Below are 17,791 nucleotides of genomic sequence, written 5' to 3' on the forward strand. Positions count from 1 at the left end.
TTTACCTAAACCTACAACTGTTACGCGGTGGTAACAATTCTCTTTCGTGTTTTAAAGCAACAGCGCTACCTTTTACGGAAGCGCTGTATTGCTTGATTCATCAGGGAAGTAGTTTGCCTGCTACGCGTCATTATTTTTACTACCGTAAATAGGCCGATTAACTGATTCTTCATCACTCGATTCATTTAACCATTTATCTGATTCCTTTACCATATTGATTCTTCCTACACAAACCACTTCCTTCCTTTTTAAACACACATTATTTTGCAACCGCCTGTAAGGGCGTTCCTTCTTTTATTTCATCGCTGCCGTTTTGCACCAGCTGGTCGTTGTCCGATAAATCACCAAATACCTCCACCTTTCCGTTGGATTCATTCCCACATTTCACCGGTATCCATACGGCTTTGCTATTGACCGACTTGATCACAAATACTTTCTCCGAATTGGTGATGATCGCTGACCGGGGCACGATATACACATCCTTTTTCCCGGGCATTGGCATCTGCACTTCTGCGTACATGCCCGGCAGCAGGCGTGCATTTTTATTGGCTACATCCATTTCCAGTATTTCTGAGCGAAGCTTTACATCCAGGCTGCCGGCAATACGATTCACCTTAGCCGTGAAAGTATCTCCAGGTAAAGATTTCACGGTGAAACGAACATCCCCGGCATGATGTGCTTCGTCAGTATATATTTCCGGTACGGCAACGGATAAACGTAATTTCTGCTGTTCTTCCAAACGAAATAAGGGCTTATCAGAACCTTTACCTGCCGGACCTACGTAGGTGCCAGGATGCACATTACGCTGACTGATAACACCGCTGAATGGAGCACGGATAACGAGGTAACCCAGCATTTGCTGTACTTCGTGATAGGAAGAACGGGACGACAATAACTCTGCGCTATCAGCACTCATTTTCTCAAAGGCCATATCCAGGTCGTTGGGAGAAATGGTGCCCGGCACCTTGCTCGTTTTAAGCAAACGATCGTAAGTAGCCTTGCTGGCGCGGTACATGGCTTCTTTGGTGTGGAGGCGCGATTGAGCTTCCAGCAGTTGCGTATTCATTTCAGGCGCATCGAGCGTAGCCAGTACCTGGCCTGCTTTTACCTGGCTGCCCAGGTCTACATTTACATTTTTCACATAGCTGTTCACCTTTGCATAGAGATCAGCAAACTGGAACGGCTTTATTTCACCAGGCAGCCGGAGCGATGCATCCAGCTGACTTTTCTGCAGATGAATAATTTTCACCTGTACGCGCTCATTCTCTGCGCTATTTTCATCGTCTGCCATGGAACTATGACAAGAGGCAAAAAACAACCCGATGGGCAATAACGCGGCAGCCGTCATGACCCGATAAGACAGGCTGTATTTATTTATATTCATGATATTGATATGTCGTTTAGTCATTATAGTTATACTTATAAGCAATCACCGTTAAACACGTTCTGCCCCCGGAACATAATACTGACTGTTTTCATCTTCCGGATCCAGTGATACTGATTTTACAGATGTTTTCTGTTGTACCCAGGAGAAAATCAATGGCAGAATAAACAGTGACGCGAATGTGCTGGCAATCAATCCGCCAATTACCGCGCGACCCAATGGCGCTGTCTGATCACCGGCTTCTCCCAAACCGGAGGCCATTGGTATCATACCTGCCACCATGGCGATGGTCGTCATCAGGATGGGACGCAAACGGATGGAAGTACCTTCCAGCGCCGACCTGCGGGCATCATGATTTTCCAGCCGCAGCTTTTCCGCATTCGTAATCAATAAAATCGCATTGGCTACCGACACCCCTACCGACATGATGATACCCATGTAGGATTGCAGGTTAAGGGTTGACCCGGTGATCAGCAACATGATTAACGAACCGGCCAACACCGCAGGGATAGTGGAAATAACCACCAACGCTACTTTGAAAGACTGGAAATTAGCCGCCAGTAACAACAGGATCACAACAATGGCTACCGCCAAACCAGATTGCAGGCTGTCCAGTGTTTCCCCCAGGAGATTCATCAAGCCACGTTTTTCTACCGTGATACCACGCGGCGGTTCACCGGCGCGCTTAATAGCCGCCGCCACGGCCGCAGAGGCATTGCCCAAATCTTTCTTATAAATATTGGCGCCAATAGATACAATTCTTACCGCGCCGATACGATCATATTCACCAACAACAGTATCTGGCTGTAAAGTAGCCACATCGCCCAGGGAAGGGCGGGACTTATCTTTACTTACAGGAATCGCTGCTATATCGTTGATGCTGCTCATCTCATTTTCCGGTATAGATATCTGTACAAAATAGGAGGTCGCATTTCGTTCATCCAGCCAGTTGTTCTTTTCTGTAAAGCGGCTGGAAGAAGTAGATGCCGTCAGTGATTTTGCAATATCTGTTACGCTTACGCCCAGTTGTCCGGCCCTTTCCCGGTCAATATTGATGCGGATAGCCGGGTAATCCATCGGCTGATTGATCTGTACGTCGCGCAGATAAGGGATCTTTTTCATTTCAGCCATTACCTTTTGTGCAAACGGTACGCTCTCTTTCAGGTTTTTACCCATTACCGCAATTTCAATCGGGGTAGCGGCGCCCTGGCTCATTACTTTATCAGTAAGATCGATGGGTTCAAAACTCATTTTCACTTCCGGCATTTGTTCGTGGATACGCTTGCGCAGCTTTTCCTTGAACTCATCCATATTTACCTTGTAATCTTCCTTCATATTCACCTGCAACACGGCCTCATTGGGTGTGGCCATAAACAGGTAGATGGGGTTAGTGGAATAGGACGACGGATGTGTTCCGATAAAGGAGGAGGTGATGTCGATGTTTTTAGCACCGACCATCTCCTTCAGAATCTCCGTTGATTTAATAAGCATGGTTTCCGTCCGTTCCAACCGGGTTCCGGTTGGCTCTTTCAGCCGCAACTGGAATTGCCCGTTATTCAGTTTAGGTAATATATCACGGCCTATAATACTCATACATAATGCTACGATGCCGATAATGCCGGCGAAGTAGGCGCCTATTACCAGTTTGCGTCTTTTCAGCAACGTTTCCAGCCATCCAATAAAGCGGAGCTTAAACCGGTCGAACCCGGAGATGGTTTTCACATGTTGCTTTTCATCAGCAATTTCTGTTTCAATGTATCCCGCTGTTTTATGCGGATCATTGCTGTGTACATGCGCGTGACTATGATGCTGGAACTTTTCTGTTTTCAGCATCCAGTTGGCGAGGATGGGCACCAGGGTTTGTGATAACAGGTAAGATGCAATCATGGAAAACCCGATGGCCAGCGACAAAGGCATAAACATGGCGCGGGGCACACCGGCCATTGTAAACGATGGCGCAAATACTGCCAGGATACATAACAGGATCAGCAGTTTTGGGAAAGCGATCTCCTGGCATGCGTGCCATACTGCCTGCGCTTTGGGTTTGCCCATCTCGAGATGCTGGTGGATATTTTCAATGGTCACCGTCGACTCATCTACCAGGATACCGATAGCGAGGGCCAACCCGCTTAACGTCATGATGTTGATCGTTTGTCCGAACAGTTTCAGGAACATCACCCCGATGATAATCGATACCGGGATCGTGATGATAACGATATAAGCACTACGGCGGTCGCCCAGGAACAACAATACCATCAATGCTGTTAATACCGCACCTATCACGCCTTCGCTGATCAGGCTTTTTACCGCATTGATAACGTATACGCTCTGGTCAAACACGAAAGATATCTTTACATCTTCCGGGAGTAGTTTCTGGATTTTCGGTAATGCTTCTTTCAGATTATTTACTACTGTCCAGGTCGAGGCATCGGCTGTTTTGATGATTGGCAGGTAAACGGAGCGTTTACCATTGATCACCGCATAACTGCTGGTCACATCGGCAGCATCTTCCACCTTGGCCACATCCTTCACGAACACGGTAGGGCCATCTCCCATTACCAGTGGGATATTTTCAAATTCCTTTACGGTGCGTATTACTGTGTTGGCCGGTGTGAGATAGGTGATATCACCGATACGTACGTTACCGGCAGGCGATATCTGGTTATTGTCTTTGATGGTGGCTACTACCTGGTCTGCCGTGAGGTGATGACTGCGCATCTGCTCCGGATCTACGTGGATCACGATAGTTCTGGAATTACCACCAAAAGGCGCCGGCGAAGTAAGACCTGCAATACGGCTAAAGGAAGGCCGTACAATGGTCATGGCCAGATCCTGCAGTTCATTGTTGGAGCGGGTAGGACTGCTGAGCGCCAACTGCCCGATGGGCAAAGTGCTCGCGTCAAAGCGAATAATAAAAGGTGGTTGGGTACCAGACGGCATCGCGGAGAACGCACGATTGGCCATGGCAGTTACTTCCGCCGCAGCTTGCGCCATATTTGTCCCTTCATAAAAAGAGATCTTAATCATGGTGAGGCCCTGGATATTCTTGGCCTCAATATCTTTTACACCTGTCACATACAGGAAGAGGTTCTGGTAATTGGTGGCAATAAAACCTTCCATCTGCTGAGGCGACATACCACCGTAGGGTTGTGATACGTAGATGGCCGGCAGATTGAGGTCCGGAAAGATGTCTATCTTAATATCCCGCGTTGATTTAATACCAAAAAACAAGAGGCCCATCACTACAACAATGATGGCTATTGGTTTTTGTAATGCGGTTTTTATCAGGTTCATAAAAATCTGTTCAAAAATTGAAGGTTTCGATGTAGCTTTTAGCTATTTGCTAAAAACTACAGCTGTCCGAGAAATAACTGCAAATCCCCTACTGTAGCTGATTTATAAAGTATTGCCTGCCAAACGCCGTTGTAGGCGATGTCTCTGTCGGTTTCTGCACGGTTAATATTGTACAGCGCCTGCGCCAGGTCGGCAATATTGGATAAACCATTTTCATACAGGGTACTCTTCTGCAAAAACGCGTCGCTGGCTGCTTTCAGCCCCACTGGTGCTTCCCGGTATTTCTTTACGGCATTGTCTATCTGTTGTTCCGACAGCTGCAGCTGATGTTGCAGGCGGCTGTAGGTTTGATTGTATTCATTTTTCAATCCCTCCGTGGTGTAGTGCTGACGGGCCACCTGGGAATGCGTGCGCCACAGGTCTGTTACCGTCCACGACAGGTTGAGGCCCACCAGGTAATTGGATACCTGCGGTTTTATCCCCGACCAATAGGCCTGGCTGTAGTGGCTCAGGTTAGCGGCGCTATAGTCGTAGTCGAAGCCGGAGCCACGCGTTTGCATCACGCCCATAAACGACAGTCTGGGCATGGCATTTTTGCTGATCAGTTGCTGGTTGGCTTCACTCAGGATAACACGGGAACTGAATAATTTCAGCAGCGGCTGATCTTTCAATGACACGGAATCCTGTGCAGACACGGTTTCCAGCAACTGGTTAGGTATTTTGGTAACGAAGGTGGTATCTAAAGTAAAGCCCTGTGGCGGCACATCCATCATTTCTGCCAGCTTGTTGCTTTGCGCATTCTCATAATTCACGGCATCCACCAGGGTAAGTTTTGCCTTGGATACTTCTGCGTTGGCGATGGAACTGTCGACTCCTGCACTGAGGCCATTCAATGCCCTCGATACGATGATATGCTGCAGGTCTTCCGCACGTTTCAGATTCGATTCCATGGAACCTCTCAGGCGTTGTGCTGCCAGGAGGTTAAGATAGGCGCCGGCGATACGCACCTGTTGTTCAAATTTTTCCTGTTCCAGGTCGGCCTGGTTGGTATGTAATTGTTCTTTGGCGGCCAATACTTTTGCATGCTGGCGACCGAAGGTTACTACATCCCAGCTGATATTGGCCAGGTATAATCCGCCAAATGCCGCATTCCAGTTTTGTGTGGACAGTGCAGGTCCGGAGGCGCCGGTAGTCCAGCCTTTATATCCCCACATAGGGCCATTTTCTCCATTCACGGTACCATAGCTGTTTTGCGCGGAAAGATTCAGATCAGGTAAATATTCTCTTTTTACTGCGCTGATATTTTCTGTAGCTGCTTTAGCATAGTTTTCCTTTGCCTTGATGGACTGATAATTCTTCAGGCCTGTTTGTAGTGCTTCCTGCAAGGTGAGCGGGCGGGTTTGACCCATCACAGCCGCTGAACTGCAGCCTGCTGTAATCAACAGCAGACAAAGCGGTTTCCTGATGTTCATATGTTAATCTATAGCGTCTAAAAAAAGCCGTCGATAAGGGCTGGCAAATAAGTATGCAAATATAGACCGGGGTAGTTGGAGCGTGTTAGGACAATTCAGCTATTGACTTGTACTATTTGAACATCATGTCCCGGAAATCCTGTGGAGAGATGCCTGTGTTATTTTTAAAAAAGCGGCTAAAATAGGCAGGGTCTTCAAATCCAAGCTCATAGCAGATTTCCTTGACACTTTTGTGACTAAATGCCAGGTTACGTTTGGATTCGAGTACGATACGGTCGTGCAACAGTTCTGTGACGGTGCGGCCGGTACCATCTTTGGTAATTTCGTTGAGTCTTTTTGGGGTAAGGGCAAAAGCATTGGCATAAAAAGCTACCTGGTGTTCGCAGTGGTAATGTTGCTCCAGCAGTCGCCGGAGGTGTACTACGCGGGCATCATGGGTAAGCGGCATCATGGTTTCCGTGATATTGCGTTTCTTTTCCCGTTCCGTCAACAAAAGGAAGGCATTCAGGTAGTGTTTCACAATACCCCGGCTGCAGTTGGGCGCGTAGTTCTTTTCCCTGCTCATCAGGTCTACCAGTCCTTGTAAAGAGGCCGTGGTACTACTTCCTACACTGATGGGCCCGTATCCGTGCCAGTTATCGAAAAGCGTGGTAAAATCGTAAAGTGTTTCCTTATCATGTTTGTTGGTAAAATAAAACTGTTCTGTAAAGGACAGGAAGTAGCCTTCCCGCTCACAGTCCAGCTGATGCACCTGTCCGGGTCTGAGCAGGAAGATCATATTATCTTCCACATCATACCACACAAAATCCACCATGTGCCTGCCTTTCCCCTTTGTAAACCAGATAATCTGAAAATGATCATGGCGGTGGGGCTGGTCTGTCAGTTCATTCCTGAACATGCCCAGCTGCGCTACATTAAACTGTCCGTCAAATGGCAGTTGCTGATAAGGTATATCAAGACTTTTATTAACTAACATATGGAGGTTCAAATTTACGGCTTTATCCCTGATTTATGTAGTGCTGCAAGCGCCGTTCGTGGAATTTAATGTAGCTTTAAGGTGAGCCGAGAAGCTTTTAGCTTTTAGCTTTCAGCCTTTAGCTTTTACAAGCTAAGGCTATTTTACTAACTTTGCTGCCGCAGGAAAATAAAAAAACGTATGCAACTTTATTGCGACTCTCTGACAGAATACAAGCGACTGGCCACACTGGAAGTAAAGGTGGGAGATCTTATCATCGGAAATTTTAACCCGATCCGCATTCAAACCATGACGACCACCGATACCATGGATACCGCAGCCACCGTTGCGCAAACGATCCGTTGTATTGAAGCCGGTGCAGAGCTGGTGCGCATTACCGCTCCCAGTAAGAAAGAGGCGGATAACCTGCTGGTAATCAAAAACGAACTGCGGAAACGGGGCTATAACGTTCCCCTGGTAGCCGATATTCATTTTACACCCAATGCAGCAGAAATAGCCGCACGTATCGTGGAAAAAGTGCGGGTGAACCCGGGGAATTATGTAGATAAAAAGAAATTTGAACAGATTGACTATACTGACAGCGAATACCTGGAAGAAATAGACCGCATCCGCGAGCGCTTTTCTCCACTGGTAAAGATCTGCAGGGAATATGGTACAGCTATGCGCATTGGTACCAACCATGGTTCGCTGAGCGATCGTATCATGAGCCGCTACGGAGATACCCCGATGGGAATGGTGGAAAGTGCCATGGAATTTCTGCGTATTGCAGAAAACCTGGACTACCGCAATATTGTGCTGAGCATGAAAGCCAGTAACCCGCAGGTAATGGTACAGGCCTATCGCCTGCTGGTACAAACCATGCAACAGGAACTGGGCCACTGCTACCCGCTTCACCTGGGCGTAACAGAAGCCGGGGATGGCGAAGATGGCCGTATTAAATCAGCTATTGGTATCGGTACCCTGCTGGAAGACGGCGTGGGTGACACTATCCGCGTTTCGCTGACGGAAGATCCTGAATTTGAACTGCCGGTATGTAAGGATATTGTGAAAAGATATGCTAACCGTAACGACTATACGGCAATTCCACCGGTAACCACTGTGCCCTACTCCCCTTTCACCTACAAGCGCCGCGAAAGCACGCATGTGGAAAATATCGGGGAAAAGCAGGTGCCGGTAGTAGTGGCAGATTTCAGTAACAAAGAGCATCTTCTCCCGGAGGACCTGAACGCTATTGGTTATCACTATGATGAACCCAGTGATAAATGGAATATCGGAGATGCAGCAGCAGATTATATCTATACCGGCAAACAGTTGCCTGCCTTTGGTTTACCGGGTACCCTTCGGGTGGTGATAGATGCGGAATACTGGCAAAACCTGAGCAATAACCAGGAACTGGTTCCGTATTTTGATGCCCGGCACTATGTAATAGCCTGTGAACAACACCAAACCGGTCATATCAACTTGGTACAATTTGATTGTAATCACCTTGATACAGAACATCATGAACAACTACTGCTGCAACTTGGTAATGCTGCAGTTGCAGCCAGCACCGTGCTGGTAGCCACTGCCACAGGAAGCAATGCCATGGCTGCTATCAGGCGTTTGTTCATCGCCCTGCTGGAAAAAAACATCCAGGTACCGGTTATTATCCATAGTATCAGTCATCAGCCTTCGGCAGATGAACACCTGATCCACCATGCCACCGAAGCCGGAGCCCTGCTCCTGGATGGCCTTGGCGATGGATTGTGGCTCAGCAACCAGGACGAACAACCCGGCCACACCACCACGCTGAATAACATTGCATTTGGCATTTTACAGGCCACCCGTACCCGTATTTCCAAAACAGAATACATCTCCTGCCCCTCCTGCGGCCGCACCCTGTTTGATTTACAGGAAACTACTGCCAGGATCCGGGCGGTTACCCACCACCTCAAAGGCGTAAAAATAGCCATCATGGGCTGTATCGTAAACGGACCCGGCGAAATGGCGGATGCAGATTTTGGCTATGTGGGCAGCGGAGTGGGCAAAATAACCCTTTACCGGGGCAAGGAAATCGTTAAACGCGGTCTCAACAGTGATGTGGCCGTGAATGAACTGATTAACCTGATACGCGAAAATGGCATGTGGGTGGAGAAAAACTAATTATTAAATATTGCTTAAAAAGCAGCATAGCGGGTACAGCAATGAAGAAAAAGGCTTAAATTTTCATAAAACAATTTGATATGAAAAAGCTCCTCACCGGATTGTTGGCCATGTTCATGGGTTTAACCGTAACAATGGCGCAAACACCTGCCACTGCTAAAAAAGAAGTAAAAGCAACTAAAGCCAAAACTGAGCAGAAAGCACAGAAGGCTGAAAAAGCTGCACCAGCAGCAGCACCAGCGCCGGCAGCCGCCCCTAAAACAAAAAAAGACGGTACACCCGATAAACGCTTTAAAGAAAATAAAACTGCACCAGCAGCAGCGGGACCAACAAAAAAAGATGGCACTCCTGACATGCGCTACAAATCAAATAACAAAAACGCAGGAAAGAAGAAGGCATAACCTTTCTGAACTGAACCAAATAATTGATTAGCAATTAGCCATTAGCGAAAATACAGCGAAGCCGCTTTTAGCTTTTAGCCGTTAGCTCTTAGGAAATACAGGAAAGATCATGTAACGTTGGTCTTCGCTGCATTTGCTAAGAGCTAACGGCTAAAAGCTAAAAGCGGCTTCGCTGCATTTTTGCTAAAGGCTGATAGCTAACCGCTAAAAGCTCATCGTTTATTCATACCCGTTATTTACCACTGGTAACACCTTCATTTCTTTTAAAAAACATTTTTTCTACTTTTAGCGCTTCATGTTTTAAACCCGGGAGTCGATAACTAATGGTTATTACTAATAGTTATTAGTTATTTGACTTCGCTCTGGTGGCCGCCTACTTTTGCGTAATCCACCAACCTGTAATTTTAATGGAAACCGACAAAATTCAACGTTACAAGCGGATCCTGGCGGGATCTTTTGCCTGCCTGCTTATTTTAGTGATACTGGTAGGTATTGAAACATTCGTTATTTGCACGCGCAATATCACGCATTCGAATGAACCCAAAGCGGCCGCCGGATTACCAGCTGCAAAACGGGTGTGGCAACCGCCTGCTGTTACCACCATTCCTGCTGGAGAAAAAGGCAGCGCCATCCTTTACGGACAAGCGCTGGTGAGCCAAACAGCGCGCTACCTGGGGCCGAAAGGCAGCGTACGTGCTATGACCAACGGCATGAACTGCCAGAACTGTCATTTGCAGGCAGGCACCAAACCCTTTGGCAATAACTACAGTTTCACAGCAGCTTCTTACCCTAAATTCAGGGCCAGATCCAACAGTACTGAAACGCTGAATAAACGCATCAGCCACTGTTTTGAGCGTAGTTTGAATGGCACTGCACCAGATAGCGGCAGCAAGGAAATGACGGCCATCAAAGCCTATATAGAATGGCTGGGCAGTGAAGTACAACCTAAAGAAAAGCCTGATGGCAGCGGCATCAAAAAACTGGCTTTTTTATCACGCCCGGCCGATCCGGAAAAAGGCGGGAAAATATACCAACAGCAATGCCGTAGCTGCCACGGCGCCAACGGGGAAGGCGCGAAAGCCGCCGATGACATTACCTACACCTTTCCGCCGCTGTGGGGACCGCAAAGCTACAACGACGCTGCCGGGCTGTTCCGGCTCACACGATTCGCGGGTTATGTAAAGTATAATATGCCCTTTGGTGTTGACTACAACAGCACCCGCCTCTCTGACGAAGAAGCCTGGGATGTAGCCGCGTTCGTAAATTCACAGCCAAGACCACATAAAGATCAATCGGCCGACTGGCAGGATATCAAGCAAAAACCAATCGACTTCCCGTTTGGTCCCTATGCGGATGCCTATTCAGAACAACAGCATAAATACGGGCCTTTTAAACCCATGCAACATTAATCGTTAAACAATAGAAGAACCATGAAGAAAGTAATGCTCCTGCTCTGTATTTTTAGCCTGTTGGGTACCCAATATGCTGTGAGCCAGCGTAAAACGAAGTACCGGGCTGTATACCAGCTGAATAGCGACGACGATAAAGTGATCCGAAACACCCTGCGGAATATTAAAAATGCGGTAGACGATCCCCGGCTGCAAAACCGGGTAACAATAGAACTGGTGGCCCATGGCAGCGGTGTTACCGCCTACAGGAAAGACCACCCCTATGAAACATTGTTAAAAGAACTGCAAACAAAAGGCGTGATACTGGTAGAATGTGAAAATACCATGCGCGAAAGAAACATTACCAAAGAAGAATTGTTTTCTTTTATCAATTACACCCCCAGCGGCAACGGTGAATTAATCATCAAACAAACGGAAGGCTGGTCTTACGTACACCCATAAACGAATAATCATGAAATACATTATAGCAACGCTAATGGTAACCCTACTGTTGGCAAGGGCACTGCATGCCCAGGACCACCGTTTTGATCCGCCCTGGAATACGCCACCGGCGGCAGGTGTATCGTTTACTGTACCGGGCATAGATAATGTACCCGATCTGTACGGCGATATCATTGATCCGCAGCTCGTGATCTTTTTTGCAGGTAACCAGTTTATGGTAATCGATTCCCTGATTACCAGTTTTAAGAAGACATATCCGCAATACCAACGCGTATTTGCAGAAACGCTGCCCCCTGGTATACTGGCGCAGCAAATCCTCAATGGATCGCTGGTGGTGGGCAATCTGCGGATTGCCGTAACGCCGGACATTTATACTGCTGGTAAAAACCGTATAGACCAGTTACGGGATAGCTTCTCCCTGGTAAAAAACTACGCCGGTAACACCCTGGCCATTATGGTACAAAAAGGCAATCCTAAAAAGGTGGCCGGTCTTGCCGACCTGGCGCGGAAAAACATCAGGGTCAGCATGCCCAACCCCGCATGGGAAGGAATCGGGAAACGGATAGAGGAAGCCTATGTAAAGGCGGGAGGCGTTTCGCTGCAGCAAACCATTATGAAAGAAAAGGTCGCCAACGGAAGTACCTGGCTTACAAAAATACATCACCGGGAAACACCTTTACGCATCCTATACAACGAAGCAGATGCAGGTCCGGTATGGTTTACAGAGGTCCGGTACCAACAGATGATTTCACACCCGGTAAGCCTGGTAACCATTCCGGAAAAGGAAAATATCAGGGCTTCCTACTGGGCAGGGATATTGAAAAGTGCTCCACATCCGGCGGCGGCAAAAGACTTTATGAACTTCCTCCTGGGGCCACAGGGGCAGGCTATTTACAAACACTTTGGCTTTACGCCGCCTGAGTTGTAAGGTTATTTTGTATTTTTATTGCATGTTCGATTTCAGACTCAGGGTATTTCATACCGTAGCCAAGCGTCTCAGCTTTACCAAAGCTGCAGAGGAATTATATATTTCACAACCGGCGGTGACCAAGCATATACATGAATTGGAGCAGCAGCTGGGCATGGCGTTGTTTGAAAGGATCGGCAACAAAATAAAGCTGACCCGGGCAGGGTTGCTGGTAATGCATCATGCTGAAATCATTTTTACCGATTACCGCAACCTTGAGTACGATGTAAATCAGCTGAAACATATGCAGGGCGGCTTGCTTCCCATTGGCGCCAGCACCACCATTGCACAATACCTGATACCGCCGCTGCTGGCAAAATTTAACCAACGCTACCCGGATGTCAAAACCTCGCTGACCAATGGAAACACGGAGCAAATAGAACAGGCGCTGTTTGAAAAAACCATACAGCTGGGCATTATAGAAGGCAGTTCTAAAAATCCGCTGCTGAAATATGTTGAGTTTGCGAAAGATGAAATTGTGCTGGTGGGTAATGTAAAACACCGGTATGGTACCGGGGAGCCGCTTTCAGCAACTGATCTTAAAACCATTCCGTTGCTGATGCGTGAACATGGTTCCGGTACGCTGGAAGTGATTACCGAAGAGCTGAAAAGATTAAAATTAAAGATCACTGACCTGAATGTGGCCATGTATATGGGCAGCACGGAAAGTATCAAATCATATCTGCACCATTCGCCCTGTGCTGCCTTTATTTCTTTACAGGCAGTACAGCGCGAACTGGAGCTGGGAGAGTTTACCATTTTACCGGTAAAAAATTTCAAACTGGTCAGGAAGCTACATTTCACATATCTGCAAGGTTTGCAGGATAAGCTATGCCAGCTCTTTATCCGCTTTGCCAAACAAAATATAACGGAGGCCCCGGCCCTATAGCGCAACCCTGAAATGGCCGGTTAACGATCATCTGCCTGCGGCAAATTTTTCCCGGAATCATTAGTGTTGTTTATTCAATAAATGCCAGTGAAGCATTTCACCTGCCGACGCTATTTCTTCCATGCCCAGGTGTTGTAATATCCGCATCGAAGGAATGTTCGTGACATCACATTCTGCAATCAGTTTTTTTACATGCGGTTGCCGAAATGCCCATTTTACAAGGGCTGCGGAAGCTTCTTTCATGTATCCGTTACGCTGGTAGGCAGGCAGCATAGCGTACCCAATTTCCACTACACCATTTTTATCCGGGCGGCCTTTAAAACCGGCATCGCCGATCACTTTCTTTTCTGCTTTGGATACAATGATCCATAGCATCCAGGGAAATGATTTAGGATCGTGTTGCAGCAGTTCTATAAAATGTGGCAATTGTTCCTTCAGATCTTGCTGGGGCCATTCTTCGGGGATGCTTGCCTGTAGCGACTCCTGCGCATGCGGGTGCCGCAGGTATATTTCCGTTAACAAGGGTAAACGGCAGGGGTATATCAATAAGCGTGCAGTATTAAGGGGCAACATGACTCGGGATTTAACATATGTATTTGCATTTCAGCTAATGATATCGCGCTTTAATGCTATTTGTATTTAATATTTCTCCTGCCTTCAGTGCATGGATCTCCAGGCGCTCTACATCTTCAGTTAATGCTTTCAGTCTTTCGGGCGTACCACTGAGTACGGGCATGGTACCATAGTGACAAGGTATTACATGTTTTACTTTCAGCAAACGGATGGCAAATGCAGCCTCCAGCGGGCCCATGGTAAACCGGTCACCGACGGGCAGTATGGCGATGTCTGGTTCATATATTTCACCTATCAGTTCCATGTCTCCAAAAACGCCGGTATCACCGGAATAGTATACAGAGATGTCATCGCTCATCCAAATTATAAATCCATTACTTGTATGCGGGTACCCGATCTTTCCATCTGGCAGATTGATATGTGCAAAGTGAAATGCGTTGGTCATCGTTATTTTCGCATCCAGGATGTTCACCGTACCACCGGCATTCAGCGGTTCAAAAACGTGTTCCGGTACACCCTGTTCCTGCAGGAAAAAGCGGACCATCGGGTTGGCAATTACCTTGGGCGACTTCGTGCGTATGATGTCTACCATTTTACTGTCCAGGTGATCGCGATGGCCGTGTGTAATCAGGATCAGGTCTATTTTTTCCGGGAGTTTCAGATCAGCCGGCAAGGCAGGGTTATTTGTATACCAGGGGTCTATTAAAATAACGTGTCCTTCGGGCGTGGTGATCTGAAAACTGGCATGTGCCAGGAACTGAATTTGGGAGTGCGTGCTCATAATTCCGGAGCTTTGCATAAAGATAAGCATAAAGCAAAAGGCATAAAGCAAAAAGCTATTGAGGCGATTGAATTGAGCGGAAAAATAATATTCGCCTTAGTTATTCGCCTCAATAGCTTTTTGCTTTATGCCTTTTGCTTTATGCTGCTATTGACGTTGCAAGGTGTAAATGATAGCTGCTGCTTTGTCTTCGAAATTCACGCTTGCTCTCCAGGTCATGGTGCTACCGGCTCCTGTAATTTCCATCCTGTAACCGGTGGTTACATTTTTGGCTTTATCGCCGCTATACAACTTTTTGAAGCCAAACATAGATACACCGCCTGATTTGGTGAGTGACCATGCAATTTTCTGTGTTACCGGGCTGCAGCCATTTTCAGTGGAGGAAATGGTATAAGAACCACCGGCAAAATTATCGGGCAATATCCACTGGCTGCCGATAAAGCATTTTGCATTGGCCTCGTCGAATACCGTCACTTTGGCGTTGTCGGGAATACCTTCGTATTTAATATCTGTAAGTACCCAGTTACCTCTTACGGCACCTTTGTTAATGTCTTGCGTTACACCTTGTTTGGGGGAACATGAAGATGCAAAAACGGCGACAATAGCCATCAGTAATGCTGCAAATGAAAATTTTCTCATGGGAAATTAATTTGTGTGTTTAATGCCTGGTATTCAACAAGCAGTTATCAAATAAGGTTTTATAACAGCAAGAATACAGCGGCAAGTTCAGCATTTACAAGAAACGTACCAAATGAAAGTATCCCTTTAACGGGCAGATGGGGCGGGACTATTTACCACCGGGACTTTGAGCTTTATGAGCACCTCTTCCAGCTGGGCAGCGCGGTGATAGAAGTGCCACGTGCTTGCGGCCAGCGCCATGGTAAGCACGGTGAGGGCTATAAAGGTGCAACGCCACCAGACGCTGACAGAGATCCGGCGGTTCCAGAATGGCTCCAGGATATAGGTATTTTTCTGATACGTATGCCCGTAGGAGTTATAGGTTCTGGAGGAGCCGCCTGTTTTGCTATCAGGCCGGATATGTTGTAAAACAGCATTCTTCAGTTCACATGGAGGCGCTACCCCTTCTTCCAGCAACCTGTCTTCAAACCGGAGTTCCGCTGCCGTAATTTCCAAGTCCAGTAACGGATATACCATGCGCAGGTGTATCAACTCTTCTGTTTGTTCAGGAGAGGCCAGACCCAGCAAATAACGCTCGATAATGCCGCTTTCGATATAGTTACTGATGTTCAAATTAGTAGTTTACAAAACCCTCTGCATGTAAAATATAAGTAATAAATACTATATCATATAGATACGTTAACCCATCGATAGTGGATTCTCAAAACAATAAAATATTTTTCCTATTAACGACTTTCCAGTCAGAAAATTACACGCCGGCAATCTGAACCTGTTCCTGTTTAACCTGGCGGGGGAGATTGTAGCCTTGTTTGTCCTGTGACATACGATATTTGAGGTAATAGAAGATCGCGAGAAAGAGAAATACTTTGGACATGATGAAGAAGATAATGAAGAAGATCTTCCACCAGCGGTGAACGGTAATATGGTTACCATCTTTCGGCTGAATATTGATAAAAGTATAATTGGATGCGGGATCTGAATAGGCATGTCCCTGTTCCCACCGGATCTTTTGCAGCACACGGTCGCGTACTTCAACAGGAGGCATAGCAGGCTCATCAAACGCAGCTCTTTCCAGCCGGCGTTCTACGAACTCTACTTCGGTATTGAGTTCCGGATATAGCTTTCTCATGTGCTCCAGCTCTTCCACTTCTGCTTCAGAAGCAAGGCCGAGAACAAAAGACTCGATTATACCGCTTTCTATGTAAAACTTTAGTTCCAAGTATCTTTCAAGAATTGTCTAAAAGATTTCATTGAATCTCCCAAGATGTTATTTATTTGCTGCTCCGGCAAAGCCAGTAAGCGAGCTATCGTTGTGATTGATAATCCTTTGAAATAACTGAGCCGGAATACCTGTTGCTGATCGGCGGGCAATATCAGGTAAAATCGTTGCAACATCCCTTCTTCCTGCTTCATGAGTTCGGATCCGGTCAGCGCCGTTTCCGGCAATGCTTCTTTGATAGCTAATTCCCTGGCTTTACGCATTAACCAGGCAAATAAGGTTTTATAACCAGACGTTTGAAATGTTCCAATGTGCTGAAAGCTCCAGGTAAATACCCTCACCATTACATCGTCCGCCCGTTCCCTTATTGGTACCAGTTGCAGTACCATTGTATAAATTGCTCCTGCATACCGGTCGTATAATAATTCTTTTGCCGCCGGTTTTCCCATTACCAACTGCTCAATGAGCATATGCTCACTTATATGTACCAGGTCACGCCGCAAGGGGAATAATAGTTGTACCGGATTTTTAGAGTGCTAATATAGAGAATAATTCTATGTAGGCGTCACAACAGCTAATATGAATTTATCAACATTAAAAGCTAAAATGGATAATTATTGCGATAAATCCATGCTATACAACCAGTACTGTTGCCCCAGCAACGGTTCCAGCTCCTTTATCAGTGAAAAACCAAGCCTGTCGTACAAACGGCGGGCTTCCGGCATCATAGTACCGGTATGCAGACCCAGTATTTTTTCACCGTTTATACGCGCCTGTTCTATACATAGCTCTATTAACCGCCGGCCCACGCCCATGCTGCGGAAAGCCGGATCTACCCCCAGGCGGCGTATATAGGCCCAATTGGCCGGATAGATAGGGGTTGGATGCCCCGAAGGAACCAGGAATACCACTCCTGCCAATCCCGAACCTGTATCACAAACAAAAGTAGCTGCTATGCTCATCAGCTCATCCAGTACCCCGGGGTCTGTCATACCATGATGCATTTGTTCCCAGTACTCCCGCGACAGTACTTTTTCAAACTGACGATAACTCTGCAAAGAAGTAGCCCGGATAGCTGCCGCATCTGCTGCTACGGCAGACCTGTAGTTCAGTGTATCCATCACCGTTATTTAAAACCGCCAACAATTATCCCGTATTAGTTGTTGATAATACAGGTGCCGACAATTAAAATTACGACATGACT

17 protein-coding genes are annotated in these 17,791 nt (G+C 46.9%); 6 read left to right on the forward strand and 11 right to left on the reverse strand.

The features are described from left to right. Positions 1-259 precede the first annotated feature (259 nt). The 4 genes from KE626_RS00005 to KE626_RS00020 all read right to left on the reverse strand — a co-directional run bounded on the left by KE626_RS00005 (position 260) and on the right by KE626_RS00020 (position 7,126). Positions 260-1,384, reverse strand: a complete 1,125-nt coding sequence (locus tag KE626_RS00005) for an efflux RND transporter periplasmic adaptor subunit (RefSeq protein ID WP_211970679.1) — start codon at positions 1,382-1,384, stop codon at positions 260-262. A 51-nt stretch (positions 1,385-1,435) separates the two neighbouring features. Further along, entirely contained in the window at positions 1,436-4,678 is a 3,243-nt protein-coding gene (locus KE626_RS00010; protein ID WP_211970680.1) for an efflux RND transporter permease subunit, read from the reverse strand. 56 nt (positions 4,679-4,734) lie between these two features. Next, entirely contained in the window at positions 4,735-6,150 is a 1,416-nt protein-coding gene (locus tag KE626_RS00015; protein ID WP_211970682.1) for a TolC family protein, read from the reverse strand. A 112-nt stretch (positions 6,151-6,262) separates the two neighbouring features. Continuing rightward, positions 6,263-7,126 (reverse strand): helix-turn-helix domain-containing protein, encoded by an 864-nt coding sequence (locus KE626_RS00020; protein ID WP_211970684.1) that lies wholly within the window; start codon positions 7,124-7,126, stop codon positions 6,263-6,265. Between the two features lie 180 nt (positions 7,127-7,306). On the opposite strand from KE626_RS00020, the gene ispG reads away from it, so the two are divergent. From ispG to KE626_RS00050, 6 genes are all read left to right on the forward strand, one after another. Then, positions 7,307-9,268 carry a (E)-4-hydroxy-3-methylbut-2-enyl-diphosphate synthase gene (gene ispG / locus KE626_RS00025; RefSeq protein ID WP_211970686.1) on the forward strand — a complete coding sequence of 654 codons (1,962 nt, stop codon included), beginning with the start codon at positions 7,307-7,309 and terminating at the stop codon, positions 9,266-9,268. Positions 9,269-9,348: 80 nt separating this feature from the next. Then, positions 9,349-9,669, forward strand: coding sequence for a hypothetical protein (locus tag KE626_RS00030; protein WP_211970688.1), 321 nt, complete (start codon positions 9,349-9,351; stop codon positions 9,667-9,669). Positions 9,670-10,076: 407 nt separating this feature from the next. Then, the gene (locus KE626_RS00035; RefSeq protein ID WP_211970690.1) at positions 10,077-11,078 is read left to right on the forward strand and encodes a c-type cytochrome; all 1,002 of its coding nucleotides are present in this window, start codon (positions 10,077-10,079) and stop codon (positions 11,076-11,078) included. Positions 11,079-11,099: 21 nt separating this feature from the next. Continuing rightward, positions 11,100-11,519, forward strand: coding sequence for a DsrE family protein (locus tag KE626_RS00040; RefSeq protein ID WP_211970691.1), 420 nt, complete (start codon positions 11,100-11,102; stop codon positions 11,517-11,519). 10 nt (positions 11,520-11,529) lie between these two features. After that, positions 11,530-12,447: a molybdate ABC transporter substrate-binding protein gene (locus tag KE626_RS00045; RefSeq protein WP_211970692.1), complete on the forward strand. Its 918-nt coding sequence runs from the start codon at positions 11,530-11,532 to the stop codon at positions 12,445-12,447. Between the two features lie 22 nt (positions 12,448-12,469). Continuing rightward, complete coding sequence (locus KE626_RS00050; RefSeq protein WP_211970694.1) at positions 12,470-13,375, forward strand: LysR substrate-binding domain-containing protein; 906 nt, start codon at positions 12,470-12,472, stop codon at positions 13,373-13,375. A 60-nt stretch (positions 13,376-13,435) separates the two neighbouring features. Here KE626_RS00050 and KE626_RS00055 read toward each other — a convergent pair whose 3' ends face one another. From KE626_RS00055 to KE626_RS00085, 7 genes are all read right to left on the reverse strand, one after another. Then, positions 13,436-13,948, reverse strand: coding sequence for a GNAT family N-acetyltransferase (locus KE626_RS00055; protein WP_211970695.1), 513 nt, complete (start codon positions 13,946-13,948; stop codon positions 13,436-13,438). A 34-nt stretch (positions 13,949-13,982) separates the two neighbouring features. Then, the gene (locus tag KE626_RS00060) at positions 13,983-14,729 is read right to left on the reverse strand and encodes a metal-dependent hydrolase (protein WP_211970696.1); all 747 of its coding nucleotides are present in this window, start codon (positions 14,727-14,729) and stop codon (positions 13,983-13,985) included. 147 nt (positions 14,730-14,876) lie between these two features. Then, positions 14,877-15,368, reverse strand: coding sequence for a lipocalin family protein (locus KE626_RS00065; protein ID WP_211970698.1), 492 nt, complete (start codon positions 15,366-15,368; stop codon positions 14,877-14,879). A gap of 126 nt (positions 15,369-15,494) precedes the next feature. Next, complete coding sequence (locus KE626_RS00070; RefSeq protein ID WP_211970700.1) at positions 15,495-15,980, reverse strand: hypothetical protein; 486 nt, start codon at positions 15,978-15,980, stop codon at positions 15,495-15,497. 136 nt (positions 15,981-16,116) lie between these two features. Next, positions 16,117-16,587, reverse strand: coding sequence for a hypothetical protein (locus KE626_RS00075; RefSeq protein WP_211970701.1), 471 nt, complete (start codon positions 16,585-16,587; stop codon positions 16,117-16,119). Then, entirely contained in the window at positions 16,578-17,057 is a 480-nt protein-coding gene (locus KE626_RS00080) for an RNA polymerase sigma factor (RefSeq protein ID WP_211970702.1), read from the reverse strand. Before KE626_RS00080 ends, KE626_RS00075 begins: the two co-directional genes overlap by 10 nt. Positions 17,058-17,201: 144 nt before the next feature. Next, positions 17,202-17,708, reverse strand: coding sequence for a GNAT family N-acetyltransferase (locus KE626_RS00085; RefSeq protein ID WP_211970703.1), 507 nt, complete (start codon positions 17,706-17,708; stop codon positions 17,202-17,204). Positions 17,709-17,791 lie beyond the last annotated feature (83 nt).

The organism is Chitinophaga hostae (genome assembly GCF_018224885.1).
GTDB classification, from domain to species: domain Bacteria; phylum Bacteroidota; class Bacteroidia; order Chitinophagales; family Chitinophagaceae; genus Chitinophaga; species Chitinophaga hostae.

What these genes read in the sequence shown, in the direction of transcription:
- KE626_RS00050 (WP_211970694.1), top strand. Translation starts at nt 12,470, where the DNA reads ATGTTCGATTTCAGACTCAGGGTATTTCATACCGTAGCCAAGCGTCTC.
- KE626_RS00045 (WP_211970692.1), top strand. Translation starts at nt 11,530, where the DNA reads ATGAAATACATTATAGCAACGCTAATGGTAACCCTACTGTTGGCAAGG.
- KE626_RS00055 (WP_211970695.1), bottom strand. Translation starts at nt 13,948, where the DNA reads ATGTTGCCCCTTAATACTGCACGCTTATTGATATACCCCTGCCGTTTA.
- KE626_RS00005 (WP_211970679.1), bottom strand. Translation starts at nt 1,384, where the DNA reads ATGAATATAAATAAATACAGCCTGTCTTATCGGGTCATGACGGCTGCC.
- KE626_RS00015 (WP_211970682.1), bottom strand. Translation starts at nt 6,150, where the DNA reads ATGAACATCAGGAAACCGCTTTGTCTGCTGTTGATTACAGCAGGCTGC.
- KE626_RS00010 (WP_211970680.1), bottom strand. Translation starts at nt 4,678, where the DNA reads ATGAACCTGATAAAAACCGCATTACAAAAACCAATAGCCATCATTGTT.
- KE626_RS00040 (WP_211970691.1), top strand. Translation starts at nt 11,100, where the DNA reads ATGAAGAAAGTAATGCTCCTGCTCTGTATTTTTAGCCTGTTGGGTACC.
- KE626_RS00030 (WP_211970688.1), top strand. Translation starts at nt 9,349, where the DNA reads ATGAAAAAGCTCCTCACCGGATTGTTGGCCATGTTCATGGGTTTAACC.
- KE626_RS00080 (WP_211970702.1), bottom strand. Translation starts at nt 17,057, where the DNA reads ATGCTCATTGAGCAGTTGGTAATGGGAAAACCGGCGGCAAAAGAATTA.
- KE626_RS00020 (WP_211970684.1), bottom strand. Translation starts at nt 7,126, where the DNA reads ATGTTAGTTAATAAAAGTCTTGATATACCTTATCAGCAACTGCCATTT.
- KE626_RS00065 (WP_211970698.1), bottom strand. Translation starts at nt 15,368, where the DNA reads ATGAGAAAATTTTCATTTGCAGCATTACTGATGGCTATTGTCGCCGTT.
- ispG (WP_211970686.1), top strand. Translation starts at nt 7,307, where the DNA reads ATGCAACTTTATTGCGACTCTCTGACAGAATACAAGCGACTGGCCACA.
- KE626_RS00085 (WP_211970703.1), bottom strand. Translation starts at nt 17,708, where the DNA reads ATGGATACACTGAACTACAGGTCTGCCGTAGCAGCAGATGCGGCAGCT.
- KE626_RS00060 (WP_211970696.1), bottom strand. Translation starts at nt 14,729, where the DNA reads ATGAGCACGCACTCCCAAATTCAGTTCCTGGCACATGCCAGTTTTCAG.
- KE626_RS00035 (WP_211970690.1), top strand. Translation starts at nt 10,077, where the DNA reads ATGGAAACCGACAAAATTCAACGTTACAAGCGGATCCTGGCGGGATCT.